The organism is Pseudovibrio sp. Ad13 (assembly GCF_001623225.1).
In the GTDB taxonomy this organism is placed as follows: Bacteria; Pseudomonadota; Alphaproteobacteria; order Rhizobiales; family Stappiaceae; genus Pseudovibrio.
Genome location: NZ_LMCC01000002.1, coordinates 187,566 through 212,577 on the forward strand (window position 1 = coordinate 187,566; position 25,012 = coordinate 212,577).

At 49.9% G+C, this 25,012-nt stretch carries 21 protein-coding genes; 9 read left to right on the forward strand and 12 right to left on the reverse strand.

The features are described 5' to 3' along the window. Window positions 1–15 precede the first annotated feature (15 nt). Entirely contained in the window at window positions 16–1,002 is a 987-nt protein-coding gene (locus PsAD13_RS01755) for a D-glycerate dehydrogenase (RefSeq protein ID WP_057463206.1), read from the reverse strand. Window positions 1,003–1,251: 249 nt separating this feature from the next. Between PsAD13_RS01755 and PsAD13_RS01760 the strand changes: the two genes are divergently transcribed. After that, on the forward strand, window positions 1,252–1,800 hold the full coding sequence (locus PsAD13_RS01760; protein WP_063286232.1) for an SH3 domain-containing protein: 549 nt from the start codon (window positions 1,252–1,254) through the stop codon (window positions 1,798–1,800). 84 nt (window positions 1,801–1,884) lie between these two features. On the opposite strand, the gene fabI is transcribed toward PsAD13_RS01760, so the two are convergent. The 3 genes from fabI to fabA form a co-directional block, all read right to left on the reverse strand. Further along, window positions 1,885–2,712, reverse strand: coding sequence for an enoyl-ACP reductase FabI (fabI, locus tag PsAD13_RS01765; protein ID WP_063291216.1), 828 nt, complete (start codon window positions 2,710–2,712; stop codon window positions 1,885–1,887). A 55-nt stretch (window positions 2,713–2,767) separates the two neighbouring features. Then, entirely contained in the window at window positions 2,768–3,985 is a 1,218-nt protein-coding gene (gene fabB, locus PsAD13_RS01770) for a beta-ketoacyl-ACP synthase I (RefSeq protein ID WP_063286233.1), read from the reverse strand. Between the two features lie 94 nt (window positions 3,986–4,079). Then, window positions 4,080–4,595 carry a 3-hydroxyacyl-[acyl-carrier-protein] dehydratase FabA gene (gene fabA / locus PsAD13_RS01775; protein WP_057463202.1) on the reverse strand — a complete coding sequence of 172 codons (516 nt, stop codon included), beginning with the start codon at window positions 4,593–4,595 and terminating at the stop codon, window positions 4,080–4,082. Window positions 4,596–4,968: 373 nt separating this feature from the next. Here fabA and irrA point away from each other — a divergent pair, with 373 nt between their 5' ends. Continuing rightward, entirely contained in the window at window positions 4,969–5,400 is a 432-nt protein-coding gene (irrA, locus tag PsAD13_RS01780; RefSeq protein WP_057463201.1) for an iron response transcriptional regulator IrrA, read from the forward strand. A 16-nt stretch (window positions 5,401–5,416) separates the two neighbouring features. On the opposite strand, the gene nth is transcribed toward irrA, so the two are convergent. Then, entirely contained in the window at window positions 5,417–6,136 is a 720-nt protein-coding gene (gene nth, locus PsAD13_RS01785) for an endonuclease III (RefSeq protein ID WP_063300548.1), read from the reverse strand. Between the two features lie 100 nt (window positions 6,137–6,236). On the opposite strand from nth, the gene PsAD13_RS01790 reads away from it, so the two are divergent. Further along, the gene (locus PsAD13_RS01790) at window positions 6,237–6,746 is read left to right on the forward strand and encodes a DUF2244 domain-containing protein (RefSeq protein WP_208985905.1); all 510 of its coding nucleotides are present in this window, start codon (window positions 6,237–6,239) and stop codon (window positions 6,744–6,746) included. A 107-nt stretch (window positions 6,747–6,853) separates the two neighbouring features. Continuing rightward, on the forward strand, window positions 6,854–7,765 hold the full coding sequence (locus PsAD13_RS01795; protein WP_063312971.1) for a bifunctional helix-turn-helix domain-containing protein/methylated-DNA--[protein]-cysteine S-methyltransferase: 912 nt from the start codon (window positions 6,854–6,856) through the stop codon (window positions 7,763–7,765). A gap of 81 nt (window positions 7,766–7,846) precedes the next feature. Here the strand turns inward: PsAD13_RS01795 and trpB are convergent, their stop codons facing one another. Both trpB and PsAD13_RS01805 read right to left on the reverse strand, forming a co-directional pair. After that, window positions 7,847–9,061, reverse strand: coding sequence for a tryptophan synthase subunit beta (trpB, locus tag PsAD13_RS01800; protein ID WP_057463198.1), 1,215 nt, complete (start codon window positions 9,059–9,061; stop codon window positions 7,847–7,849). 15 nt (window positions 9,062–9,076) lie between these two features. Next, on the reverse strand, window positions 9,077–9,793 hold the full coding sequence (locus PsAD13_RS01805) for a phosphoribosylanthranilate isomerase (protein WP_063317119.1): 717 nt from the start codon (window positions 9,791–9,793) through the stop codon (window positions 9,077–9,079). 41 nt (window positions 9,794–9,834) lie between these two features. On the opposite strand from PsAD13_RS01805, the gene PsAD13_RS28010 reads away from it, so the two are divergent. Further along, window positions 9,835–10,182, forward strand: a complete 348-nt coding sequence (locus PsAD13_RS28010) for an SH3 domain-containing protein (protein ID WP_208986373.1) — start codon at window positions 9,835–9,837, stop codon at window positions 10,180–10,182. A 35-nt stretch (window positions 10,183–10,217) separates the two neighbouring features. Here PsAD13_RS28010 and PsAD13_RS01815 read toward each other — a convergent pair whose 3' ends face one another. Continuing rightward, window positions 10,218–13,514 (reverse strand): hypothetical protein, encoded by a 3,297-nt coding sequence (locus PsAD13_RS01815; protein WP_063317120.1) that lies wholly within the window; start codon window positions 13,512–13,514, stop codon window positions 10,218–10,220. Window positions 13,515–13,765: 251 nt separating this feature from the next. Beyond that, on the reverse strand, window positions 13,766–16,048 hold the full coding sequence (locus PsAD13_RS01820) for an NADP-dependent malic enzyme (protein WP_063303885.1): 2,283 nt from the start codon (window positions 16,046–16,048) through the stop codon (window positions 13,766–13,768). Window positions 16,049–16,188: 140 nt separating this feature from the next. Here PsAD13_RS01820 and mutS point away from each other — a divergent pair, with 140 nt between their 5' ends. Further along, window positions 16,189–18,927: a DNA mismatch repair protein MutS gene (mutS, locus tag PsAD13_RS01825; RefSeq protein WP_063317121.1), complete on the forward strand. Its 2,739-nt coding sequence runs from the start codon at window positions 16,189–16,191 to the stop codon at window positions 18,925–18,927. Between the two features lie 540 nt (window positions 18,928–19,467). Here the strand turns inward: mutS and PsAD13_RS01830 are convergent. Next, window positions 19,468–20,247 carry a class III extradiol ring-cleavage dioxygenase gene (locus PsAD13_RS01830; RefSeq protein WP_063317122.1) on the reverse strand — a complete coding sequence of 260 codons (780 nt, stop codon included), beginning with the start codon at window positions 20,245–20,247 and terminating at the stop codon, window positions 19,468–19,470. A 203-nt stretch (window positions 20,248–20,450) separates the two neighbouring features. Here PsAD13_RS01830 and dut point away from each other — a divergent pair, with 203 nt between their 5' ends. The 3 genes from dut (at window position 20,451) to cysK (ending at window position 22,902) form a co-directional block, all read left to right on the forward strand. Beyond that, window positions 20,451–20,909, forward strand: coding sequence for a dUTP diphosphatase (gene dut, locus PsAD13_RS01835; RefSeq protein ID WP_063317123.1), 459 nt, complete (start codon window positions 20,451–20,453; stop codon window positions 20,907–20,909). A gap of 93 nt (window positions 20,910–21,002) precedes the next feature. Continuing rightward, the gene (locus PsAD13_RS01840; RefSeq protein ID WP_063317124.1) at window positions 21,003–21,680 is read left to right on the forward strand and encodes an HAD family phosphatase; all 678 of its coding nucleotides are present in this window, start codon (window positions 21,003–21,005) and stop codon (window positions 21,678–21,680) included. 256 nt (window positions 21,681–21,936) lie between these two features. Then, the gene (cysK, locus tag PsAD13_RS01845) at window positions 21,937–22,902 is read left to right on the forward strand and encodes a cysteine synthase A (protein ID WP_063317125.1); all 966 of its coding nucleotides are present in this window, start codon (window positions 21,937–21,939) and stop codon (window positions 22,900–22,902) included. 89 nt (window positions 22,903–22,991) lie between these two features. Here the strand turns inward: cysK and PsAD13_RS01850 are convergent, their stop codons facing one another. Together PsAD13_RS01850 and PsAD13_RS01855 are read right to left on the reverse strand one after the other, a co-directional pair. Continuing rightward, on the reverse strand, window positions 22,992–23,543 hold the full coding sequence (locus PsAD13_RS01850; protein WP_063317126.1) for a hypothetical protein: 552 nt from the start codon (window positions 23,541–23,543) through the stop codon (window positions 22,992–22,994). A 107-nt stretch (window positions 23,544–23,650) separates the two neighbouring features. After that, a complete protein-coding gene (locus PsAD13_RS01855) occupies window positions 23,651–24,976 on the reverse strand; it encodes a folylpolyglutamate synthase/dihydrofolate synthase family protein (RefSeq protein WP_063317127.1) in 1,326 nt (441 codons plus the stop codon). Window positions 24,977–25,012: the final 36 nt, after the last annotated feature.

Below are 25,012 nucleotides of genomic sequence, written 5' to 3' on the forward strand. Positions count from 1 at the left end.
CGCTTCAAACTGTTATCAGAGCATAGATGGCAAAACGCGATCCGGTGGACGATGTCCGTCCATAAAGGCTTTGATATTGATGATGACCTTCTCACCCATATCAATACGCCCTTCGATTGTTGCTGAACCCATGTGAGGCAACACAACCACCTTGTCGGATGCCACCAGCTTCGGGTTGATCGCAGGCTCGTGCTCAAACACGTCCAGCGCCGCTCCTGCAAGTTCACCTGACTCAATCTGACGGATCAGCGCGTTTTCATCCACGATCTCACCGCGAGCGGTGTTCACGATGTACGCATCAGGCTTCATCAGCTTCAAACGGCGTGCGGAAAGCAAGTGGTAGGTACCCGGTGTATGCGGACAATGGATGGAGACGACATCCATGCGCGCAAGCATCTGATCCAGGCTCTCCCAGAAAGTAGCCTCCAGCTGCTCTTCAAGCTCCAGAGGCTCGCGAATTCGATTGTGGTAATGGATAGACATGCCAAACGCTTTTGCGCGTCTGGCGACCGCCTGACCGATCCTGCCCATGCCGATGATACCGAGACGTTTGCCCCAGATACGGCGACCAAGCATCCAGGTTGGAGACCAACCGTCCCATTCTTTATTCTCGATCTTCTTCATGCCTTCAGAAAGGCGACGTGGAACAGCGAGAATAAGCGCCATGGTCATGTCTGCGGTGTCTTCGGTCATCACACCAGCAGTATTGGTAACTGCAATACCGCGATTGTTGGCAGAGATAACGTCGATATTGTCGACGCCGTTACCAAAGTTGGCAATCATTTTCAGATTAGGGCCAGCCTGAGCCAAAACCGAAGCGTCAATGCGGTCTGTAACAGTGGGGACAAGAACATCAGCAATTTTGACGGCTTCCACAAGCTCTGCCTGTGTGAACGGCTTATCTTGCTCATTCAAGCGTGTGTCGAAAAGCTCGCGCATGCGTGTTTCAACAACATCCGGCAGTTTCCGCGTCACAACCACAATAGGCTTCTTTTTTGGCATCGTCCCCGCCTTCTGTCAAAAATTCGAAGTTTTTTAACCCTGCCCTAATCACCATATGAGTCAATGACTCAAAGGTCTTACAGGCTGTCAAAGTTTCATTACCAAATGTTCCGGTGAAAACAAGACTTGTCAAACACGTCTACATCTAATAGCAGCCACTATCGGAAATCGCGAGATCTAAGGTATGATACTTGTGTCTCGATTTTAGTGAAAATTACGGATTAGCCTACGGGAAGTTTTGGTATCACTATGAAAAATAAAAGCTTTCGTACTCTTAGTGCCCTTGCAGCTACTTTTCTATTATTCCTTTTTGTTTCCCCATTCGTAATCACCGCTCAGGCCCAGTCTGCAGGTTCTGGTGTATCTGGTCTTCCAGTTCCGCGTTTTGTCAGTCTTAAATCTGATAGAGTGAACGTTCGCAAAGGCCCAAGCAGAAACCACGACATTGGTTGGACTTTCGTTCGCAGCAGGCTGCCGGTTGAAGTCATTCAGGAATATGACGACTGGCGCCGCATTCGCGATTGGGAAGGCAAAGACGGTTGGGTTTTCAAAACCTTGCTGACTGGCTACCGCTCTGCACTGGTGACGCCTTGGCTGGAAAATACCGTTGAAACCACCCCTCTTCGTAAGCGGCCTGGCCCGAATGAAGAGATCATCGCGTTTCTTGAGCCTTTGGTTCTTGCTGGTGTTGTCGAATGCACGGATGGTTACTGCCGCGTTTCCGGCAAAGATTTTGAAGGTTGGATTGATCAGAGCAGACTGTTTGGTGTTTATAAAAACGAGACAATCAATAATTGATCTCAGTTCCAACAACAGTTTAACGAAAAGCCTCTGAGGAAACTTGGAGGCTTTTTGCTATTCACCTGAGCAATCAAAAGAAATCTAGACAGTTTCCTTTTCTCGCATCAGCTTGTCGGCGGTCTTCAACTCTTTCATGCGTGGCATGGAAACGATGTTGTAACCAGAATCCACAAAGTGAACCTCACCAGTCACTCCGCCAGATAACTCTGAGAGAAGATAAAGACCAGAACCACCAAGCTGTTCGGTTGTAACAGTCTGCTTCAGCGGAGAGTTTGCCTGCTGGAAGTTGAACATCAAACGAGCGTCAGAGATACCTGCGCCAGCCAGCGTGCGAACAGGCCCTGCAGATATAGCATTCACGCGGATGCCTTGCTCTCCAAAGTCCATAGCCAGATAGCGCACAGATGCTTCCAGTGCGGCCTTGGCAACGCCCATGACGTTATAGTTTGGCATAACGCTTGTCGCGCCGCCATACGTTAGTGTCAGGATGGAACCGCCATTCGGCATCAAATCAGCCGCTCGCTTTGCAATCTCTGTGAATGAGAAGCAGGAGATCTGCATGGTGCGGGCAAAATTATCGCGGGTAGTGTCTGCATAACGGCCACGCAGTTCAGACTTGTCTGAAAACGCGATCGCGTGCACGAGGAAATCAATGCTCCCCCATTTTTCTTGGAGCTGAGCGAAAACCTTGTCCACGCTATCAATGTCTTCCACATCACATGGAAGAAGCATATCGCATCCAACACTGTCTGTCAGTGGTTTTACGCGTCGGGCGAAGGCGTCACCTTGATAGGTAAACGCCATTTCTGCGCCCTGTTCTGCAAGAGTTTTGGCTATGCTCCAGGCAATGCTGTGGTCATTGGCAACGCCCATAATCAGACCACGCTTGCCTTGCATAAGCTTGCTCATAGAAAACTCCTTTAATCAAAAGTTAAAGGAGCTGAGCAAGCTCAGAACCTCAAACTCAGTCTTTGTATCGCTTAAACACGACGGTCGCGTTGGTGCCGCCAAATCCAAAGCCGTTTGAAAGAACGCAATTCAATTCTGCATTATCTACGCGTTCTCTTACGATTGGCATATCCTCAAAATCCGGATCCAATTCTTCAATATGAGCAGAAGCCGCAATGAAGTTGCCTTCCATCATAAGCAAAGAGTAGATCGCTTCATGAACGCCAGCAGCACCCAAAGAGTGACCAGAAAGCGCTTTAGTCGCAGAAATTGGCGGAACCTTGTCACCGAACACGGCGCGGATCGCTTCAATCTCTTTGATGTCACCAACAGGTGTAGAGGTTGCATGTGGATTGATGTAGTCAATGTCACAATCAACGTCTTTAAGCGCAATCTTCATGCAGCGAGCAGCGCCTTCACCACTTGGTGCAACCATGTCGTGACCATCAGAAGTCTGACCGTAACCCACGATTTCCGCATAGATTTTTGCACCGCGTGCTTTTGCATGCTCAAGTTCTTCAAGAACCAGCACACCGCCACCACCAGCAATAACAAAGCCATCACGGTTCTTGTCATATGGACGGGAAGCCGTAGACGGAGTGTCGTTGTACTTGGATGACATTGCGCCCATAGCATCAAACAGGTTGGAGAGTGTCCAGTCCAGTTCTTCGCCACCGCCAGCAAATACCACGTCTTGTTTACCCCATTGGATCAGCTCATAGGCATTACCAATACAGATATTGGTTGTCGCACAAGCTGCGGAAATGGAGTAGTTGACGCCGTGAATTTTAAATGGCGTTGCAAGCGTAGCAGAGTTCGTAGAGCTCATTGCCTTCGGAACAGCGGTCGGCCCGATACGGCGTGGGCCTTTTTCACGGGTGATATCCGCAGCTTCAACGATCGCTTTGGTGGACGGGCCACCAGAACCCATGATCAGGCCAGTGCGGTCATTGGTAACCAGATCTTCGGAAAGACCAGCATCTTCGATGGCCTGCTCCATGGCAATGTAGTTCCATGCAGCGCCTTCACCCATAAAGCGAGAGGTACGACGGCCAAGTTTTTCCAATGGATCCAAGGTAGGTGCGCCATGAACCTGACAACGGAAGCCGAGCTTCTCGTAGTCTTCAGCTGCAACAATACCGGACTTACCTTCGTAAAGGCTTGCTTTCACTTCTTCAGCATTGTTGCCAAGAGGAGAAACAATACCCATACCAGTAACAACCACACGCCTCATCTAAGGTCTCCCGTGGGTTAAGCGGTCCAATCGGACCCAATTCCAAAAAAGGGTTCGTCATTCCACATGACAAACCCTCGCATAATTTGATTACTTATTTTGCTTCGTCTTGAAACAGACCAACACGTAGGTCTTTCGCAACAAAAATAGTCTCGCCGTCAGCTTTTACCCAGCCATCAGCAATTGCCAGTTTCAGGCGGGAGCGCATAACGCGCTTCATATCAACACCGAATTCCAGCATTTTTACGTCAGGAGTAACCTGACCTGTGAATTTAACTTCACCGGTAGAAAGTGCACGACCACGACCTGGCTCGCCGAGCCAGCCAAGATAGAAGCCAGTCATCTGCCACAGAGCGTCCAAACCAAGACAGCCAGGCATAACAGGATCGCCCTGGAAGTGACATTCGAAGAACCAGAGATCTGGATTAATGTCGAATTCAGAACGAATTACGCCTTTGCCGTACTCGCCGCCTTCCTCAGAAATTTCGGTGACGCGATCAAACATCAGCATAGGAGGAAGTGGCAGCTGTGCATTGCCTTGGCCAAACAGCTCACCGCGACCACAGGCCAGCAGAGCTTCTTTATCGTAGCTTGAACGCTTCTCGTGCATTCTATTCCCGCATAATTTGTCGTTTGTTTGAGGCCAGAAAAACGTAGGGTTCACCTTACCTAAACGTAACGATGGTTCTAAGTATTAACTGTTCGGGCCTTCCTAGCACACGAGCCCGAATATCGAAAGAGCGATGTATGTGAGTTTGCGTGTGCTCAATGTACGCAGTTGTGTTAAACTTATACTATTCTTATTATTGTTATAAGCAGTCCGATTAATCCTGCTTGGTTTTAGCTTGATGTATCAAGGGTTATGCTCCCTTATATTGAGAGTGCTTGGGTGCAGGTCAATAGGTTGCTTTTAATCTAATGCTGGTAGAATTGGTGCGTAGGTGTTAAAACATCAGCACCCTAAAGAACTAAAGTAGGAAAAAATGAGCTCGCAGATTGCTAACGAACATCAAGATGTAACAGGGATGCTAAGAGACGCAGGTCTGCGCCCTACACGTCAGCGCGTGGCACTGGCTGAGCTTCTTTATTCTCAGGGTAATCGCCACATCTCGGCGGAAGTCCTTCACGAAGAAGCTATCCTAGCGAATGTGCCCGTCTCTCTGGCGACAGTTTACAACACACTTCATCAGTTCACTGAGGTTGGTTTGCTGCGTGAAGTTGCTGTTGAAGGAACAAAGACTTACTTCGACACCAACACTTCTGAGCATCACCATTTCTTCCTGGAAGATGAGAACCGTGTAATCGATATTCCAGACAGTGGCCTGACACTAGACAACTTGCCAGTCCCACCTGAAGGAATGGAAATTTCCCGCGTGGAAGTGGTTGTTCGTCTCCGTAAAAAGCAGATGCATTAAGAGCCTCTGCTTTTACTTAGGCAACTTCCTTCAAGATTTTCTCTTTGCTTTTGCAAAGATCATAGATGATGCAGCGATCGCACGCCGGCTTGCGCGCCTTACAGATGTAACGGCCATGTAGGATCAGCCAGTGGTGTGCGTGCTGCATAAAGTCTTGCGGAATTATCTTTTCCAGTTTCAACTCTACATCCAGCGGTGTTTTGCCGGGGGCAAGCCCTAACCTGTTTGCAATCCTGAAGAGATGCGTGTCTACCGCAATCGTAGGCTGCCCAAAAGCAATATTCAGCACCACATTAGCTGTTTTACGGCCAACACCCGGCAAAGCTTCCAGCTCCTCACGGGTTTGCGGAACCTGCCCACCATGATGCTCAATCAGCATTTGAGAGAGCAAAAACGTGTTCTTTGCTTTGTTTTTATAGAGCCCGATTGTGCGGATCTCTTCACGGATCTTATCTTCTCCAAGAGCAACCATTTTCTCTGGCATATCTGCAATCTGGAAGAGATGTTTTGTCGCTTTGTTCACTCCGGCATCTGTTGCTTGAGCGGAAAGCACAACAGCAACCAGCAGTGTGAACTCGTTGGAATGATTAAGTTCCCCTTCCGGTTCAGGATTGTCTTTTTCAAATGCCGCAAAGATTTCGTAGATCTCGGCTTTAGAATACCTTGATCTGGAAACTGGCTTTTTGCGTGTACTGGAAGAAGATGCAACCTTCTTTGTTTTGGTAGCGTCAACCATAGGACTCTCGAAGGAAATAAGTGACTTTGCGTAGGCTATGAAAGCTCTATACTCTTAAACGATAAAGAGTAGCAATGAAACAGAGTGCGAAATAGCACCAATGCCCCATGATCTTCAAAAGCGGGAGCCTTATCCCCCTTTCTTTCAGGCTGTTCTAACCCCGCACCGCTCACTGTCCCGCCGGGGCGTGAACATCGTTCTTTGGTGCGCTGGCTTGATTGCTGGCTTTTATTCGCTCGTGCTTGTTCTGATGGGATTATGGCCCGCACCTATCCTGCTATCATTACCTGTTCTCTTTCTCTGGCTCGCGTTCAGGCACAACTTTGCGACGGCCGAAACCTATGAGGAAATCAGCGTTTCCCCGCTTGAGGTTAGATTGAAACACGTCACGTACAAAGGCGACGTGCAGGAGTATGTGCTCAATCCGTTTCACATGAAACTCCAAATCGAACGGGATGATGATGTTGGAGTTACGCGCATTTTGGTGCGTTCTGATCAACTTTTCCTCATTGTTGGTGCGTTTTTGAACCCGGATGACCGGACAAGTTTCGCCTCTGCGTTTTCTCAGGCAATCCACTCCGCACGCAATCGTGGGTTTGATCACGCCTGAGCCTGAAATACTCTGTTCCCATGTACTCGCGTTTCGGGTGGCTCTTAGGCTGAGGATCATCTAGATTTCACCTAATGAGAAACGAAATCTAAGAGCCGTGAATCAAGATGTTTAATGCAGCCAATCTCGCAAATGGCACGTTTGTAGAAGACAGTTCTGCTCTTGAGGACTATCGTGTCGTCCAGAAAACTCTTCAAGGCATCTCCGAGAATTGGAGGGAACAACCCTCCCTTGAAGAGCTTGCCTACAGCGTCGGCCTTCAGCCAATTCAGCTTCAACGGGTGTTTTCAAGATGGGCAGGCATTACTCCTAAACAGTTCCTGCAAGCCATCACCATCGATCACGCACGCGCTCTTTTACAAGATTCCGCTAGCATTCTGGAAGCCTCGCTCGAAGTTGGCCTCTCAGGCCCTGCCCGTTTGCATGACTTGTTTGTAACCCATGAGGCGATGACGCCCGGCGACTACAAACGGCGTGGTGCAGGCGTGAAAATCAGTTGGGGCTTCCATCCCTGCCCGTTTGGGATCGTCCTGTTGATGGTAACAGATCGCGGCTTGGCAGGTCTTGCCTTTGCTGATGCTGGCGAAGAGGCAAAAGCTCTTGCTGACATGAGCGAACGTTGGCCAGCGGCTGAATTTGAAGAGAACCAGCAGCTCACCGCTCCTTACGTCTCCCGCATCTTTGAGCCGAACAAGTGGAAGGAAGACCAACCACTTCGTGTTGTCTTCATCGGAACGGACTTTGAAATCCGTGTTTGGCAAACACTTCTGAAAATTCCTTTAGGCAAGGCTACCACATATTCGGAGATTGCGAATAACCTCGGTAATCCCAAAGCCTCTCGTGCTGTTGGAACAGCCGTGGGAAAGAATCCGCTGTCTTTCGTCGTTCCGTGTCACCGTGTCCTCGGGGCCAAGGGCAACATGTGTGGTTACCATTGGGGCATCACTCGTAAGCGTGCCATTTTAGGCTGGGAAGCTGGTGTTTCCGGTGTTTTGGATGGCATTGCTGCTACAGGGTAATCGTTTCAGTTCCGATTCAATGCCGAGCAACGAAAAAAGGCGAGCGCGAGGCTCGCCTTTTTCATTTGAAAATCAAATGACTTACAGGTCAAATCCAAGGATCTTGCCAACGGTAAAGACGTCCTTGTCACCACGACCGCAAAGGTTCATGACGATCACTTTGTCTTTGTCCATCTTCGGCGCCATCTTGATCACCTGAGCAAGCGCATGGCTTGGCTCCAGAGCTGGAATGATACCTTCAACGCGGGTCAACATCTGGAATGCATCCAGAGCTTCCTCATCAGTCGCAGGCACGTAGTTCACACGGCCTGTATCCTTCAGCCAGGAGTGCTCAGGGCCGATACCAGGATAATCCAGACCTGCTGACACGGAATGTCCTTCAAGGATCTGTCCGTCATCATCCTGCAGCAGATAGGTGCGGTTACCATGCAGTACACCCGGCTTACCTGCGTTCAGCGAGGCACAGTGTTCTTCACCCTGAAGGCCTTTACCACCAGCTTCAACGCCGTAAATCTCAACGGATGGATCATCAAGGAACGGGTGGAATAGACCAATCGCATTAGAGCCACCACCAACTGCAGCAACGAGAGCATCTGGCAATTTGCCTTCTGCTTTCATCAGCTGTTCTTTGGTCTCTTCCCCAATCACAGACTGGAAATCACGAACCATCTCCGGATAAGGATGCGGGCCAGCAGCTGTGCCGATCAGGTAATACGTGTCATCTACGTTGGTTACCCAATCACGCAGCGCTTCGTTCATCGCGTCCTTGAGCGTACCAGCACCCGCAGTAACGGGAACAATTTCAGCCCCCAGAAGCTTCATGCGGAACACGTTTGGTTTCTGACGCTCAACGTCAGTTGCACCCATGTAAACAACGCATGGCAAACCAAAGCGCGCACAAACTGTTGCGGTCGCAACACCATGTTGACCAGCGCCGGTTTCTGCGATGATGCGGGTTTTACCCATACGTTTAGCCAGCAGGATCTGACCAATACAGTTGTTGATCTTGTGGGACCCTGTGTGGTTCAGCTCATCGCGCTTAAAGTAAATCTTCGCGCCGCCCAGCTCTTCTGTCAGGCGTTCAGCGAAATAAAGCGCAGATGGGCGACCAGTATAGTGGGTGTTCAGGTTTTCCAGCTCTGCCGCATATGCTGGGTCAGCCTTCGCGTCACTGTAAGCCTTTTCCAGATCCAGGATCAAAGGCATGAGCGTTTCAGCTACGAAACGACCCCCAAAATCACCAAAGTGGCCGCGATCATCCGGACCGGAACGCAATGTGTTGGCTTGCTGGTTCATTAATTCTTCCCAAATTCACTCGGCAACGCTGCGCGCTTCACGCACAAAAGCCTCAATCAACTCGATGTCTTTAACGCCCTTCTCGCGTTCGACGCCGGATGAAACATCGACATCACTCACTCCGGAGATTGCCAAAGCTTCGCGGACGTTTTCAGGGCTTAAGCCGCCAGAAAGCATGATAGGCTTTCCAAGTTCTAGGCCTTGTAGCAGTTTCCAGTCAAAGCTGACACCATTTCCTCCCGGAATATCGGAATTTTTTGGTGGTTTTGCATCTAGAAGAAATCTGTCTACGTGCGGAATATAGGGCGTAAGTGCCTCCACGTCTTCTGCAGAAGAAATCCCGCAGGCTTTCATCACAGGAACGCCAAAACTCTCGCGAATTTCAGAGCAGCGCTCAGGGGTTTCACTCCCGTGCAGCTGCAAAACATCTGGTGAGATAGTGTCGACAATTTCCTTCAGGCCTGCATCATCCATATTCACAGTAAGTGCAACAATTTGCGTCTTACCGCGCACGTGGTCTGCCAGCTCTTTGGCTTTAGCCATGGAAACATAGCGCGGACTTTTCGGAAAAAAGACAAATCCGATCATATCGACTTGTTCTTTCGTAACCGCGTCCGCAGTTTCCTTCGTAGAGATGCCGCAGATTTTTATCATAGCGGAAGAGACCATATTTGCACCGTGTTCAAGCAATACCAGAATGACCGTTAGACCAAAAATATCGGGGTTTGTCACCCTGTTCTGGTCATTTATGGAACCTGAACTGGACGGGACCAATGAGAAAATCTGGAGTTTATTGCGGTCATCTGATGACCCTTGGTATATGTGGAGCACTCGTTGCTTTTGCAAGCAGCTCCCCAGCACAGACAGTCTACCAGCACCAACCAAAAGTGCCCATCGGGTTTGATCAGGCATGTGCAGGCACTTATGCAGTTAAGCCATTGAAGTCAGGCGTGCTTAACCTTCGTACCGGCCCCGGAACCAATTACAACGTCATTGGCCGCCTTATCCCAAATCAAGCAATCAACATCGCCGATTGCAAAGGCAACTGGCTAGGCATCCGCGACGCCCAAACCTCCGAGCAAATCGGTTGGGTCTACAAAGGTTACATGCGGCGCGTCTGACCGACGCACTCACTCCTCCTTGTCAGCTTCTCAACTCATCTCCTTGGTTGAGAAGCTCCCTTGGTGGCATCAGCGTTCACATCCCCATCAAAGTGCATAATTGTGATTGCTTCATCCTTGTGTTGCTTAGCTTTCAGTCTAACATATTCTTCTAGTTCAACTTTTCTCGCCGTGGGGGATTTACTATCCACTTCAAACCACTCACCTTCAGTATTCCTTCGAAGAGCAATAAAATGAGCTCCTGCTCCTACAATCAATCGATCTACGGCGCCGTCTTTCGTAAGGTCTGTGACTTTCTTCACATTAGCTTGAAGGTCTGCTTCTGAGTTAGGCTTATCAAGATGGGTATCCTTTAGGTTAGGCACTCCGAGTTGTTGTTGTTTTGATTTTATTATGGCCATACCAGTATGAGGATCTGCTCCACGTTCTCGAATATAGTCTTCAGGTGTCATTCCCTCGTAGAGCAACTCGAATTGCTTTTTTGCGGATTTAAGGAAAAAGCCATCAGCGTCTTCTGAAATCTGACGGCGCATCTCTTCGATTGTTAAGCCAGGATAATACTCGCGTACTTCCCCAAAAGTTATGATATCGGACTGGTTTTTGTAACCTTCACAGGTATTTTGTAAAAGAGCATCTTCCATGTCTTGCGGAGATACTGCTCCAAAACCCAAACACGCATTAAGAGCATGCTTCAGACAAAACTTACCGTCTTGTTCCTCGCAGTAGAGTTCTGGATTAGGGCCGCTAGGCGTTTTGCGAGAGTCGACGTTGTTCAGAATGCCCGGGGCTGCATGCTTGTAAGGTACAAGAATATACTTCTTTTCCGACATTATTTCTTGAACTTCACGCATTAAGCCAGCAACTTGCTCAAGGAGAGCCTCTGCTTCTGCCATGTTACCTGATCTAATTGAACGTTCAATCATCGGTATCAATTCTGAACTCAACAGTTGGCAATTCTCAAAAACTGGGATTTTGTCTTCATTAGGTATGCTTGCTTTCAACCCCTTCAAGGATTTTGCCCATTTTTTGGCCTCAGCGATATTTGGAGTAGTGATGGGTTCTGGTTCAGCGCGCTTTTCTTCTTGTGCCGGTCCCAGCTGCTGCTTTACACAGGCCTGAAGGTTTTTGCTGACATCTTGAAGTTGCTGCAGAGTATCTCGGGCAGCTTTTGTGTCATTGTTTTCCAGGTACAATTCAATCTGACTAACCATCTGATCAGAAAGCATTTTATAGGTTGCAATTTCATCCAGGATTTTTGGATCTGAAATCGTGGATTCATTCGCTACCGAGACTGCAATCACATTTTTTAACTGTTTCAGTTGATCAGTTAAGGCCTGTTTTGCTCCATCATCACTAGTTTTTTGAGCACCCTGCGTTTTGGGGTGTTGTTGAGGAGTATTATTCAGATCAAGGATTTCCTGGGCTCTTTGATAGAGCTGATCAATCAAGGGTAAGCGTTGCTCAGAGTATTCGATACGACCGTCACGTCTTGAAGAAAGCATAACGCCTACATCTCGGATTGTTTTGTCTGCTTGCTCAATCATCGAGACAAATTGTGCCATTAGCTGCTGGTCAGTGATCGATGCCTGTTGCTGCTTCAGACGCTTTTCCCTCTTTCTTGCTTCTTTCAATGCGTTGCGAATAGAGCTAGCTCTTTGCCTTGTTTCTTCTAAAAGACGTTCTTCATTAAGCTGAGCTTCTTGGTGCGAAGCTATGGGATCTGATTGACTAGGTGAGGCAGTTTGATCGTGAGGCGATGGTTGCTGCTCTGACGCCTGCAAATCGGGAGAACCTTGAGCGGATTCTAAGAAGAACCGCATTGAGTTGATTGCATCCTCACAAGTAGCAAGTTTGCCTCGTGCTTCCTGAAGTTTCCGATCCGCTACATACTGCTTGCCTTCGGTGATATAGGTCTGCGCCGCACTGTTATACTGAGCAAAGCTGCTGGCAAGAGCAGCATCTTTGATCTCGGACCCAGACCTCAAAAGCTCGTTGAGATTTTCTTGAGCCACATCCAAAGATCCTGTGCAATCGGAAAGAGCTTTATTTAGCGCATTTTGAGCTGCATTCTTCGAAGCTGAGTTTGGCCGCGACCGTCTTCCTGTCGGTTGATTAGTTGCTTGTTTTTTTGCAGCTTCTTTTGTGCTGACCACGCAATCTATCAATGCTTCAGTTAAGGTCTTAAGTGTAGCTAAATTGGCTGCAATATCTTCCTCAGAGGAACGTCCATGCCCTTCAATCAGATCCTCTGTCTCTGCAAGTAAGTTGATCGCGACTTGATAGTTCTTTTCAAAATCCCGTTTGAGAGTTTTATCAGGAACTTCATTTACCTGCTGATAGCAAGATTGGATTTCAATCCGTGTCGTTTTCAATTGTTTGCTAAGACTCGGATCAACGGGAACAAATTTGACGTAACTCTCTGCTTTTTCAACTAGGTTATTAAGGACTTTCAACTCAGCCTGACAGGCATCAAATTCATGTCGTTTAAGTAAGCCCTCAACCTGCTTAATTTGCCCTTTTGCTTGCTTTGAAGAATCCGTGAACGCTTTCTGCTCCTGAGGGGATTTAATGGTTTTGCGAAGCCCATTGACTCCTGAAAGCCGAGCATTTGCATCCTTTAGAGCGGCTTTGATACTTTCCGAATCGCGAACAGTTTGCTTCTGTATTTCAAGTACTTGCTGCACACCTTGCAATTGCGCTTCAGCATCAAAAAGTCGCTGATCAGCACCATCTGCATCTCTATTTTTTACCAAACTGGTGACGAATGTCATTGTTGAAGCAGCTTGTTTGAAGAGTTGATCGAACAAGGTTTTCTGATCTTTAGAGACCAGTATATTCCTCTCAGCTTTGTAGCCTTTCAACTTTGCAGAAAACTCCGCTACTCGTTGTTGTACAGCGAGTAGAGGATCAACGCGTGTAGCTGCTTTATCAGCAGTTTGCTTGCCATCTACACCGTTTTTCTGCTGCTCTGAAGCCCTGCTCTTCCCTACTAAAATTCCAACACCATCAACAAGTGCTGCTATGTCATCCAGTGTGCTATCCGCATCAAGAAAATTGCCAGTTTGCGATAGATAGTCTGCATTCTTCATGCGACTTTGAGTTTGCTCGCAAAGACTATCAAATGTTTGCATTTGAGCGTCTGTTTGGAGAGTGGGTTTTAGCGCCTTGTAGCTCTTAAGTTCTGCTTTGTATTGAGCAGAACGACTTTTGCAGTGAGTCTCAATCGAAGCAGGAGTGGGGTCGCCGTCATATGCATCGAACGGCCATGAGTTTTGCTTGTAAACCTTCTGCGCCCATTGGTACTCAGTAACTTCGAGCGTACCCTTAACCATAGATCGACTCCCAACTTTCCCAGGCCCTTAAGGCTATCAATGTTGAGGCCAACAATATCTATAAATACGGACCCAATTCGCATGCATTTAGATAGCAAGGTGAAGAGAGGTTTGAGACTGTTTGGCCATTTTTGAGAGATCTGTAATTAATATAATTTCTTTCAGATAGAAGTGTAGTTTCATCAGAGGCTTAGGGAATAAAAAAGCACCGCAGAAGCGACGCTTTTCCTGATCTCACAATTCCGTCAGACCTAAGTGATGTTGTAGGCCGCAATAGCTGCCATATTGAAGATCTCGCTATCCTTGGCACCCATCGGTACAATCTGAACCGGCTTGTCCATGCCAACCAGCAATGGGCCAATAAGCGTTGATCCGCCAAGCTCTTCCAACAATTTCGTCGCGATGGAAGCGGAGTGGAACGCAGGCATAATGAGCACGTTTGCAGGTCCATTCAGACGGCAGAACGGATAAGCCGCCATCTTCTCCATGTTAAGTGCAATATCTGCACCCATCTCACCATCATACTCAAAGTCCACACGGCGACGATCAAGGATCTTAACGGCTTCCTGAAGACGCTCAGTCCGTTCACCTTTCGGGTGACCAAATGTAGAGTACGCCAGCATAGCAACGCGAGGCTCGGACCCAAGACGGCGGGCAACATGCGCTGCTTCTTCCGCAATATCCGCCAGTTCCTCTGAGGTCGGCATGTCATGAACAGCCGTATCGGCCACAAGAACGGTTTTGCCCGGTGTCACAACAAGTGAAACACCAATCACGCGGTGCCCCGGTTTGGTATCAATACAGCGGCTGACGGTTTCCAGCGCAACGGAATAGTTTCGTGTTGTTCCCGTTACAACGCCATCAGCATCGCCACGCGCAACCATAATGGACGCCCAGTAGTTACGGTCATTGTTGACGAGACGCTGACAATCACGTTGCAGGTAGCCTTTACGTTGCAGGCGAGAGTACAGATATTCCGCGTAATCCGCATTGCGGGTGGAGGATCGCGCACTTTCAAGGCGAATGCCCGGGCGGTTTACATCAATACCGGCAGATGTCGCATTGGCGCGGATCTCATCTTCACGGCCAACAAGAATCGCTTCACCCAGCCCTTGCGCAACAAAGGCGGAAGCTGCGCGAATAACCGCTGGCTCTTCCCCTTCCGCAAACACAATGCGCTTCGGATTTTGACGCACTTTGGAGATGATCCGCTGCAAAGTACCGGCAATCGGATCTCGGCGACCCTGTAGCTGCGCACCATAAGCATCCATGTCCACGATCGGGCGACGTGCCACGCCGCTATCCATCGCAGCCTGTGCAACTGCTTGAGGAATACGGGAAATCAGGCGCGGATCGAACGGAACCGGAATGATGTATTCGGGACCGAAACGAGGACGGCTGCCACGATAAGCTGCTGCCACTTCATCAGGAACATCTTCGCGAGCCAGCTCAGCAAGAGCCTGAGCGCAGGCAACTTTCATCTCATCATTAATGGTTGTTGCATGAACGTCCAACGCACCGCGGAAGATATACGGGAACCCGAGAACATTGTTCACCTGGTTCGGATAATCAGAACGACCTGTTGCAACAATAGCATCCGGACGAACTTCCTTGGCTTCCTCTGGTGTAATCTCAGGATCAGGGTTCGCCATTGCAAAGATAATTGGGTCCGGCGCCATGGTCTTCACCATGTCAGGCGTCAAAGCGCCCTTCACTGAAACTCCAAAGAACACATCTGCACCATCCAGCGCATCTTCAAGGGTGCGCTTGTCTGTCTTCACAGCATGGGCGCTCTTCCACTGGTTCATTCCAGCTTCACGGCCCTGATAAATCACGCCTTTTGTATCGCAGAGAAGAACGTTCTCATGCGGAACACCCATCGCTTTAACAAGCTCGATACAAGCAATGCCAGCCGCGCCCGCGCCATTACAGACCACTTTCACATCTTTGATGTCGCGATCTGTCATATGAACTGCGTTGATCAAGCCTGCAGCAGCGATAATAGCTGTGCCGTGTTGATCATCGTGGAACACCGGAATATCCATGATCTCACGAAGACGCTGCTCGATGATAAAGCAATCCGGCGCTTTAATGTCTTCAAGGTTGATGCCACCGAAGGAAGGGCCGAGATGCTTTACAGAGTCGATGAACTCCTCAACGTCGGAAGTGTCCACTTCAAGGTCAATGGAATCCACATCAGCAAAGCGCTTGAAGAGAACTGATTTGCCTTCCATCACCGGCTTGGAAGCCAATGCGCCAAGGTTTCCGAGGCCAAGAATGGCAGTGCCGTTGGAGATAACCGCAACCATGTTGCCTTTGGTGGTGTAGTCGTAAGCCTTGCTTGCGTCTTCTGCAATTGCCAGCACAGGAACAGCAACGCCAGGAGAATAGGCCAGGCTCAGGTCGCGCTGAGTGGCCATTGGCTTGGTTGGCGAGATTTCAAGCTTGCCCGGTTTGCCTTCGTTATGGAAGGCTAACGCGTCTTGGTCAGTAAAGCTGACCTGCGAGCTTGCTGTTTTATCAGTGGTTGGCATGCGAAAAATTCCTCACCCTCAAGCGCAGTGTTCTTTTCAAATATCACTGGACGACATTATCCCCGTAAAATCTCGTTCTCAAGCTGTGAACTAAACTGACACGGGTGAAACACATAGAACCATTTGCTAGTGTCTGCGCCATGACTACAGCAGATATTGAAAAGCCTTCCCCAGCAAAAGGCCGCGTCACACCCATGATGGCGCAATATATTGAGATTAAGACGGCCAATCCGGACAGTCTCCTGTTCTACCGAATGGGTGATTTCTACGAGCTGTTTTTTGAAGATGCAGAAGTTGCATCCCAATCTCTCGGAATTACGCTTACCAAGCGCGGCAAGCATAATGGTGATGATATTCCCATGTGCGGTGTTCCTGTGCATGCCGCAGATGATTATCTGCAAAAACTGATCGGTCTTGGCCACCGCGTTTCTGTCTGTGAGCAGACGGAAAACCCGGCAGAAGCCAAAAAGCGTGGCTCCAAATCTGTCGTTCGCCGCGATGTGGTGCGTTTGGTGACACCGGGCACGATCACAGAAGACCGCCTTCTGGATGCCAGACGAAACAACTTCCTTGCCTCGTTAGCGCGGGTCAAAGGCAGAAGCACGGCTGACGGAAACCTCTATGGCCTCGCCTGGATTGATATGTCCACGGGCATGTTCCGCGTGGCTGAAAGTGACGATGTGCGCCTTGCTGCTGATCTGGCGCGCATTGATCCATCAGAATTAGTGCTTGCTGACGCACTTCTTCAGGAAACCGAGCTGCGAGCGACAGTCGAAGGACTTGGCGCTGCCCTCTCTCCTGTTCCTCGCACGTTCTTTGATGGCGCAAACGCTCAGGATCGCCTCTCCACTTACTTCTCCGTCGGTACGCTGGACGGGTTCGCCAACTACACCCGTGCTGAACTGATCGCAGCCAGTGGCATTCTGGCTTACATCGACAAAACCCAGCTCGGCGAGCGCCCTCCTCTCGACCCACCAGTCAAAGAAGTCGCTGCAGGCCAGTTGCTGATTGATCCGGCAACCCGCGCCAACCTTGAGTTGACCCGTACCCTGTCCGGCGAGCGTCGAGGCAGCTTGCTGTCTGCAATCGACAAAACCGTGACCGGAGCGGGTTCTCGCCTGCTCGCCAGTCGCCTGTCCGGTCCCCTTACGGATCCGGAACAAATCCGTCATCGTCAGGACACCATTGCGTTTTTTGCATCCGACACCATGCAGCGCGAGGATATCCGCAGCTTGCTGAAATCCGCGCCGGATATGTCTCGTGCACTTTCCCGTCTTGCTGTGGACCGTGGTGGTCCTCGTGATTTGCAGTCCATCGCGTCTGCAATGAAATCTGCGCGGGAAATTGCAGGCCTGCTGGCCTCTGGCGGCGTCTTCCCTCAGGAAGTTGGCTTTGCCGTGCAAAAGCTGGAGCAAGCACCGCATGCGCTGGGTGAAAAGCTTAGCGTCGCGATTGCAGAAGAACCGCCACTTCTTAAGCGAGATGGCGGTTTCATTGCGCATAACTATCATCCAGACCTTGATGAGCTCAAAGCCCTTCGCGATCAGAGCCGAAAAGTCATCGCACAGATGCAGGCGGATCTGGCTGAGGAGTTTGGAATCCGCTCACTGAAGATCAAGCACAACAACGTTCTTGGCTGGTTTATGGAAGCGCCGACCGCGCAGTGTGATCCAATGAAGGATGACCCTGCCCGCTTCATTCACCGTCAGTCTATGGCTGGCGCCATGCGCTTCACGACCACCGATCTTGCTGATCTGGAAAGCAAAATCGCAAGCGCTGGAGAGCGTGCCCTTGCGATTGAACTGGAAATATTCAACGAGCTGACCAAGGCTGTTGTTGAGGCTGGTGGCCTGATTAAAGCTGCGGCTGAAGCTCTTGCTGTCCTTGATGTTTCAACCTCTCTCGCGGTTTTGGCGGAAGCAGAAAACTACATCCGACCAATCGTTGATGGCTCGCTTGCCTTCACAATTGAAGGTGGCCGCCACCCGGTGGTGGAGCAAGCACTTCGCAAATCTGGCGAACCGTTTGTGGCAAACAACGCTAACCTCGGCCCGCAGGAAAGCTATGAAAACGGCCAGATTTGGCTGATCACCGGCCCTAACATGGCTGGTAAGTCAACCTTCCTGCGCCAGAATGCATTGATCGCAGTGCTGGCTCAAATGGGTAGTTTCGTTCCTGCAACGACTGCTCACATTGGCATTGTGGATCGCTTGTTCTCCCGTGTCGGCGCGGCTGATGATCTCGCCAGAGGCCGTTCAACCTTTATGGTTGAGATGGTGGAAACGGCTGCCATTCTCAATCAGGCCACGGACCGCTCGCTGGTCATTTTGGATGAAATCGGACGCGGAACGGCGACCTTTGACGGTCTTTCCATTGCATGGGCTGCCATTGAGCATCTGCATGAAACCAATCGCTCGCGCTCGCTTTTCGCGACGCACTACCATGAAATCACAGCACTCTCAAAGCGTTTGGAGCGTCTCAACAACGCGACCGTGCGTGTGAAAGAGTGGAAAGGCGATGTTGTCTTCCTTCACGAAATCGTCGAAGGCGCTGCTGATCGTTCCTATGGTATTCAGGTCGCAAAACTGGCAGGTCTGCCGAAGACTGTTGTCAGCCGCGCGCAAAAGATCCTGACGCAGCTGGAAGAGCAAGACACCAACAAGCCTGCTGAGACACTTTTGGATGATCTGCCGCTCTTTGCATCCTTCTCGCAACCTCTGGAAACCATTCCGGAGCCGGAAGAGCAAGAGGAAGCCTCTGTTTCCAGTGAGCTTGTTGAACTGTTGGAGACCTTTGATCCTGATGATATGACACCGCGCCAGGCTCAGGAAGCGCTCTACGCTCTCAAGCAAAAGCACAAACAGCTCTGCTCAAACTGAGCTGAGTACTGGAAGCACAAACAGTTTTAGCACCGCTGGAGATTTCCGGCGGTGTTTTCATGTGAAACCCGATAGTCGGGATGAGCAAGGCGGCAGGCAATGCCTGCGCTATTTGTTAGTAATGAGTCTTCGGCATCAGCTACACGCCTTGCCCGGGCTTTCTTTAAATGAACTACGTCGCCTCTTTTGCCTATAAGGCACGATAGTCAGTTTCCTGAAAAGAAGGTGGCTTATCCAGTCACGTTTCCATGCCCAAACAGTTCCTCCGTCTTTGACAAACACATCTGCAAAAGCAGGTTTTACTGCCGGTACGTCTGCATCCGTCGCCGCGTGATACCCTATAGTCCTGGGCCCTTCCCCTCAAACCATGCGGTCACGTTTGAAGTTCGGTTCACCGGACCACTGAAAGGTGCGTTACGTCTTCCAATAGCCCCGCCCAACCTACGACAAACTGACGGTCGCTCCGCCAGCAGCCCGCTACGTAGGCATATGAAGAGAATAGACGCTGTTCGGCATAGGGGGATAAGTTTTTAGCTATGCTCACGACCTGTTACGAAACCGAAACGCACTCATGCTGATAGAGCGGTAAGTGAAGCTCTCATGCAGCTTTTCACCATAGGCATGCTCACCCGCAGCTCCATATGCCACAAGAAGCGGAAGGAAGTGTTCATCAGTCGGAAGTGCTTTTTTGTAGTACTTATGATTGCTGGAAGAGAGCAGTGCGCAGGTCTCCCCTTGTTCCGCAAGCTCGGTAATCCAGTGGTCAAACTCCAATGCCCAGTCCGGCGTGACACCATTGCCGCTGACTTCAGAAAAATTATGCGTCAACGCACCACTGCCAATAACAAGGATGCCCTCTTCCGCCAGTGGAGCTAAAGCACGTCCTAGGTTAAAGCTCTCTTCGCTTCCATAGGCATAGGGCAAAGACACCTGAACCACTGGAATATCCGCATCAGGAAAAGCCAGGGACAAAGGAACCCAGGCACCGTGGTCCAAACCCCATGAATTATCTTCGCAAACGGTCAGGCCATAGCGCGTAATGGCGTCGTGTGTGCGAGTAACCAGCCAGCTTGGTGCATCCGCAGCGTATTGCATGTCATAAAGTTTCGGCGAGAAGCCACGAAAATCATGGATGGTCTTCAACGGACCTGCTGACGTGATGACAAGCCGCTCCGTTTGCCAGTGAGGCGAAATGATCACAATGGCATTGGGCTTAACCCCTGAAACACAAAGGTTTTTGAGAAACTGATGAGCTTCCAGCTCAGGTCTTATTGCGAGATCTGGTGCTCCATGGGGCAAAAAGAGAGGTGATTGTTTCATGTGAAACGCTTTTTTGTTTCGGTTTGTTGATGAATTTCTTATTCTCAACAGTGTATTGCATTAGTGAATTGCGACCAATCTCAGTAAAGTTGATAGGACTGTTCACTGAAAGTGACCTTATCCTGAGATAAGGTCCTTGATCGAATTTCATGCGCCTACTGGAAGAAATTGCAAACTCCTGCTAGAAAAGACGCCTCTTATCAATGGGCCTCTTCATGACACCAAAACTAAAAGTTACGCGCCTTCCTCACAGCGAAGGATTAGAGCTTCCTGCTTATCAAAGTGCGGAGGCTGCTGGTCTGGATTTGCAGGCAGCAAATACAGATGCGATCGAGTTGAAGCCCGGACAGCGGGCGATGGTGCCAACGGGCCTTTCACTTGCTCTGCCATCTGGTCATGAGGGGCAGGTTCGTCCACGTTCAGGTCTGGCCGCTAAACACGGTGTGACGGTCCTCAACACACCAGGTACGGTTGATGCTGATTATCGCGGCGAAGTGAAGGTCATCCTGATCAATCTGGGGGGAGACTCCTTTGTGATTGAGCGCGGAATGCGCATCGCTCAAATGGTGGTGGCCCCTGTCACGCAAGTGCAGATCGAAGAAGTCAAAGAGCTTGAAACCACCGAACGTGGTGAAGGCGGGTTTGGCTCCTCTGGCGTTTAAGCGCATCTTCAAAGGATACGCTGGAAGAAAACTGGAGCATCTCGCGTCAACTCCCATGAAGGCGAGAGGCTCTGCGGAATACAAGGAAGAATTATGAAGCCGGAATTGGTGATTTTCGATTGTGATGGCATTCTTGTCGACACCGAAACCATAGCGAATGAAGTCCTTTCTGACTTCATGAAGAAAATCGGCCTCGATTTTTCGCCTTTGGAATGTCACCACCGCTTCACCGGCATCGCAATGGACACCATTAAGGAAGAAGCCGAGCGCCTCAGCGGCAAAAAGCTTCCTGATGACTGGGCTGCACAGGTTCGCCAGGCTGATCTGGTCGCGTTTGAAGCTGGTATTGAGCCAATTCCGGGTATTCTGGATGTTGTTGCTCATCTGAAAGCAGAAGGCATTCCATTCTGCGTTGGCTCCTCAGGTCGCTATGAAAAGATGCAGATGACACTTGGCTCCTCTGGCCTCTGGGAAACCTTCAAGGACGTGCTCTATTCTGCGCAGGATTGCAAAATGGGCAAACCAGCGCCGGATATCTTCCTCTACGCAGCCAAAGGCATGGGCTTTAAGCCAGAGCAATGCGTTGTAATTGAAGACAGTATCGCAGGCATCAAAGCCGCAAAAGCCGCAGGAATGCGCGTCTTCAACTACACAGGCGATGTAAACGCAGACATCGAGCAGGCCAAATCTCTGGGCGCAACCACCTTCGGTCACATGTCTGAATTACCTGCCCTGTTGGGTCTCGAAGCGCTGGATCAAACCACCGCATAACTCATCTATTTCTGAGGAAACGGTCTTTTCTGCAAAAGACCATACTAAATCATCCCTCAGATAGAATGTAATTCTATAGTTCTGCTGTATTTTGCATCACGTTTCTACGTCTTGTAGTTTTCGGGGTTTTTGAAACCTCGAAAACCCTCGTTACACTTCCTACATTTCATTAAGAAATTTAATGAGGCTGCAGCTCGGGATTCTTCCGCCGAGACAGGGCTCAAACTCACAAGCAAATTGCATAAAGGGGATTTCGATGAGCACTTCCAAGCCGGGTCGTGGAAAAATTTACTCTTCCATCACTGAGACTATCGGAAACACACCAATCGTACGTCTGGACCGTTTGGCAAAGGCTCACGGCGTAAAAGGCAACCTGCTTGCCAAACTCGAGTTCTTCAACCCGATTTCCAGCGTGAAAGACCGTATCGGTGTCGCAATGGTTGAGGCAATGGAAGCAACAGGTAAGATCATTCCGGGCAAAACCACTCTGATCGAGCCAACCTCCGGCAACACAGGCATCGCCCTGGCCTTCGTCGCAGCTGCAAAAGGTTACCGCCTGATCCTCGTGATGCCGGAGACCATGTCCATCGAACGCCGTAAGATGTTGAAGCTTCTGGGCGCTGAGATTGACCTGACTGAAGGTCCAAAGGGCATGAAGGGTGCTGTCGCACGTGCGGAAGAACTTCTGGCGGAGATTCCAGACGCAGTAATCCCGCAGCAGTTCGAAAACCCTGCCAACCCTGAGATTCACCGCAAAACCACTGCTGAAGAAATCTGGAACGACACCGACGGAAACGTTGATGTATTCGTATCCGGCATCGGCACCGGCGGCACCATCACGGGTACTTCTCAGGTGCTGAAAGAGCGCAATCCAGCCCTTCACGTGGTCGCTGTTGAGCCAGCTGACAGCCCGCTTCTGTCCGGCGGCCAGCCTGGTCCGCACAAAATTCAGGGCATCGGTGCTGGTTTCGTACCGGGCGTTCTGGATACAGCTGTTTATGATGAAGTGGTCACCGTTTCCAATGAGGACTCGTTTGCTCTGTCTCGTGAAGTGGCGAAAACAGAAGGTGTTCCGGTCGGCATCTCTTCCGGTGCTGTTTTGAAGGCAGCAATCGAAGTTGGCCAGCGGGACGAGATGGCAGGCAAAAACATCGTCATTATCATCCCAAGCTTCGCAGAGCGCTATCTCTCAACCGCTCTCTTTGAAGGTCTGGATGTATAACAGATTGCCGCTGCGCGATAATTTAAGCAGAAAGAAAACCGGCTTCCAAAAGCCGGTTTTTATATGTGAGACGCTAGTAGTATCGATAGTTATGCCTGCACAGTAGGTCTATTTTCTTCGAGCTTCGCATGGTTATCAAAAATTATCTTTAGCTTTGATCGTAAATGCTGCTGCTTTGAATTAAATTCACCTTGAGTCCCGTCCCTCGTTGAGTGCAAGACGTTGTCAAGAACTGGCCAGAATGAGTCATTAAATGGGTAGAGGTATTTAAGTTGCTTTGCCATATGCTCTACGTCATCGCCGCTTTGAGCAATAATCCATTCTGCCACGTTGTGAAGGTCACCTATGTCGTAAGGCAAGGTATATTGGGTCTTGAAATGTGCATGTAGTGAATTGATTTGGCGATGAACGTCTTCCTCACTTAACTTCGCGAATATTAAGCCGATTACAGCAAGTAGAATTGAGGGATCGTCGACGCTATCAATAACATGAACGCCTTTCTTTTTTCGATATTTTGTTTTCCGCATGCTTAGGCGTATGTTTTCGGGGACGCCACTAAGAGTGTCCGTAGATTTATGCCGTAGTATGAACGGAAGCAATCCGAGCGCGGCAGCGCCCAGCACGATAAGAATGATTTTCATTTTAAACTCCAAATTAAAAATAATGCCTATTTTAACTAATTAGAATTTAAGGATTGAGGTGTGTCAATACCGCGCATTTATCATTTCGAGTCTGAATCGAACCATATTTACTCAGGCGGAGTGCCATTTCGCTCAAGAATTTCGCCAGCTAAGTAAAGTGAGCCACCAAACAGAATGCGCGGCGCTTCGTCTTCATCCTGCGCACGCCGTCTGATCTCTGCGATTGCTCTGTCCATGGTGCCATGAGCCGATGCTGAAAGGCCCGCAGCCTGTGCAATCTCCGCAAGTTCAATTGGAGAACGTCCTGCGCTCGTGGTGGTCAAAGGCACGCAGATGACATGCTTTGCCAGTCCTTCAAACTGCTCAAAGAACCCTTCTGGATCTTTGGTGCTCATCATGCCCATGACCAGATAGGTCGGACGGGATGCCTTATCCGTCAAATCCGCGAGAAATGAAGCAATCACCTTTGCGGCGCCGGGATTATGCCCGCCATCAACCCAGATCTCACTGCTTTCTGGCAGCTCGTCAAAGAGCTTACCTTCGTAAAGAGGCTGCATCCGTGCTGGCCAGTTGATGGAGCGCAGCGCTTTATCGCAAGCAACCCGCGCCTCTTCGCTCTCAAGCAGTCCCGCCGCCCGCAACGCAGCCAATGCAAGACCGGAGTTGGACATCTGATGGAAACCGGCAAGCTTTGGCGGTGAAAGGTCCAGCAAGCCAAACTCATCCTGATAAACAAGCCGCCCGCCCTCTTCCCAGGCAGAAAACTCTTGTCCCTGAAACCAGATCGGCGCGCGCTCCCGCCCGGCTTTGTTCTCAATCATATCCCACACGGCATCTGCTTGCGGACCCACAACAACAGGGCAACCCGGCTTGATGATCCCAGCCTTCTCCAGCGCAATGCCTTCAAGGCTATCACCCAGGAAATTCTCGTGATCCTTTGAGATCGGAGTGATCACGCTCACCAGCGGCTTCTCAACAACGTTGGTGGCATCCAGAACACCACCAAGCCCAACTTCCAGAACAAGATAATCAGCAGGATTGTTGGCAAACAGGTAGAATGCAACGGCCGTTGTCGCTTCAAAAAACGTCAGCTCATGACCATCATTGGCTTTTTCAACCTGCTCAATCGCTTCAAGCAATGCATCATCTTCAACAAAGCGACCTGTACCACCCAGCCGAATGCGCTCATTGAAGCGAACCAGATGCGGTGAGGAATACACATGAACAGTTTCCCCCTGGGCCTCCAGAAGCGCCCTGACGGAAGCTCCAGTAGAGCCTTTGCCATTGGTCCCCGCTATATGGAAGACTGGCGGAATGCGTGTCTCAGGGCTCCCCAGCGCCTTCATGACCCGATGCATACGGTCTAAGGACAGATCAATCTCATCGGGATGAAGTTTCATCAAACGATCAAGGGCGGCTTTGATCTTGTTCATTGGCTATCCACCTTCAAATCTGCTGGGCAACTGAAT

Bases quoted from the DNA above. Each gene is read 5' to 3' on its own strand.
- PsAD13_RS01755 (WP_057463206.1), bottom strand. From the start codon at position 1,002: ATGCCAAAAAAGAAGCCTATTGTGGTTGTGACGCGGAAACTGCCGGAT.
- PsAD13_RS01760 (WP_063286232.1), top strand. From the start codon at position 1,252: ATGAAAAATAAAAGCTTTCGTACTCTTAGTGCCCTTGCAGCTACTTTT.
- fabI (WP_063291216.1), bottom strand. From the start codon at position 2,712: ATGAGCAAGCTTATGCAAGGCAAGCGTGGTCTGATTATGGGCGTTGCC.
- fabB (WP_063286233.1), bottom strand. From the start codon at position 3,985: ATGAGGCGTGTGGTTGTTACTGGTATGGGTATTGTTTCTCCTCTTGGC.
- fabA (WP_057463202.1), bottom strand. From the start codon at position 4,595: ATGCACGAGAAGCGTTCAAGCTACGATAAAGAAGCTCTGCTGGCCTGT.
- irrA (WP_057463201.1), top strand. From the start codon at position 4,969: ATGAGCTCGCAGATTGCTAACGAACATCAAGATGTAACAGGGATGCTA.
- nth (WP_063300548.1), bottom strand. From the start codon at position 6,136: ATGGTTGACGCTACCAAAACAAAGAAGGTTGCATCTTCTTCCAGTACA.
- PsAD13_RS01790 (WP_208985905.1), top strand. From the start codon at position 6,237: ATGCCCCATGATCTTCAAAAGCGGGAGCCTTATCCCCCTTTCTTTCAG.
- PsAD13_RS01795 (WP_063312971.1), top strand. From the start codon at position 6,854: ATGTTTAATGCAGCCAATCTCGCAAATGGCACGTTTGTAGAAGACAGT.
- trpB (WP_057463198.1), bottom strand. From the start codon at position 9,061: ATGAACCAGCAAGCCAACACATTGCGTTCCGGTCCGGATGATCGCGGC.
- PsAD13_RS28010 (WP_208986373.1), top strand. From the start codon at position 9,835: ATGAGAAAATCTGGAGTTTATTGCGGTCATCTGATGACCCTTGGTATA.
- PsAD13_RS01815 (WP_063317120.1), bottom strand. From the start codon at position 13,514: ATGGTTAAGGGTACGCTCGAAGTTACTGAGTACCAATGGGCGCAGAAG.
- PsAD13_RS01820 (WP_063303885.1), bottom strand. From the start codon at position 16,048: ATGCCAACCACTGATAAAACAGCAAGCTCGCAGGTCAGCTTTACTGAC.
- mutS (WP_063317121.1), top strand. From the start codon at position 16,189: ATGACTACAGCAGATATTGAAAAGCCTTCCCCAGCAAAAGGCCGCGTC.
- PsAD13_RS01830 (WP_063317122.1), bottom strand. From the start codon at position 20,247: ATGAAACAATCACCTCTCTTTTTGCCCCATGGAGCACCAGATCTCGCA.
- dut (WP_063317123.1), top strand. From the start codon at position 20,451: ATGGGCCTCTTCATGACACCAAAACTAAAAGTTACGCGCCTTCCTCAC.
- PsAD13_RS01840 (WP_063317124.1), top strand. From the start codon at position 21,003: ATGAAGCCGGAATTGGTGATTTTCGATTGTGATGGCATTCTTGTCGAC.
- cysK (WP_063317125.1), top strand. From the start codon at position 21,937: ATGAGCACTTCCAAGCCGGGTCGTGGAAAAATTTACTCTTCCATCACT.
- PsAD13_RS01850 (WP_063317126.1), bottom strand. From the start codon at position 23,543: ATGAAAATCATTCTTATCGTGCTGGGCGCTGCCGCGCTCGGATTGCTT.
- PsAD13_RS01855 (WP_063317127.1), bottom strand. From the start codon at position 24,976: ATGAACAAGATCAAAGCCGCCCTTGATCGTTTGATGAAACTTCATCCC.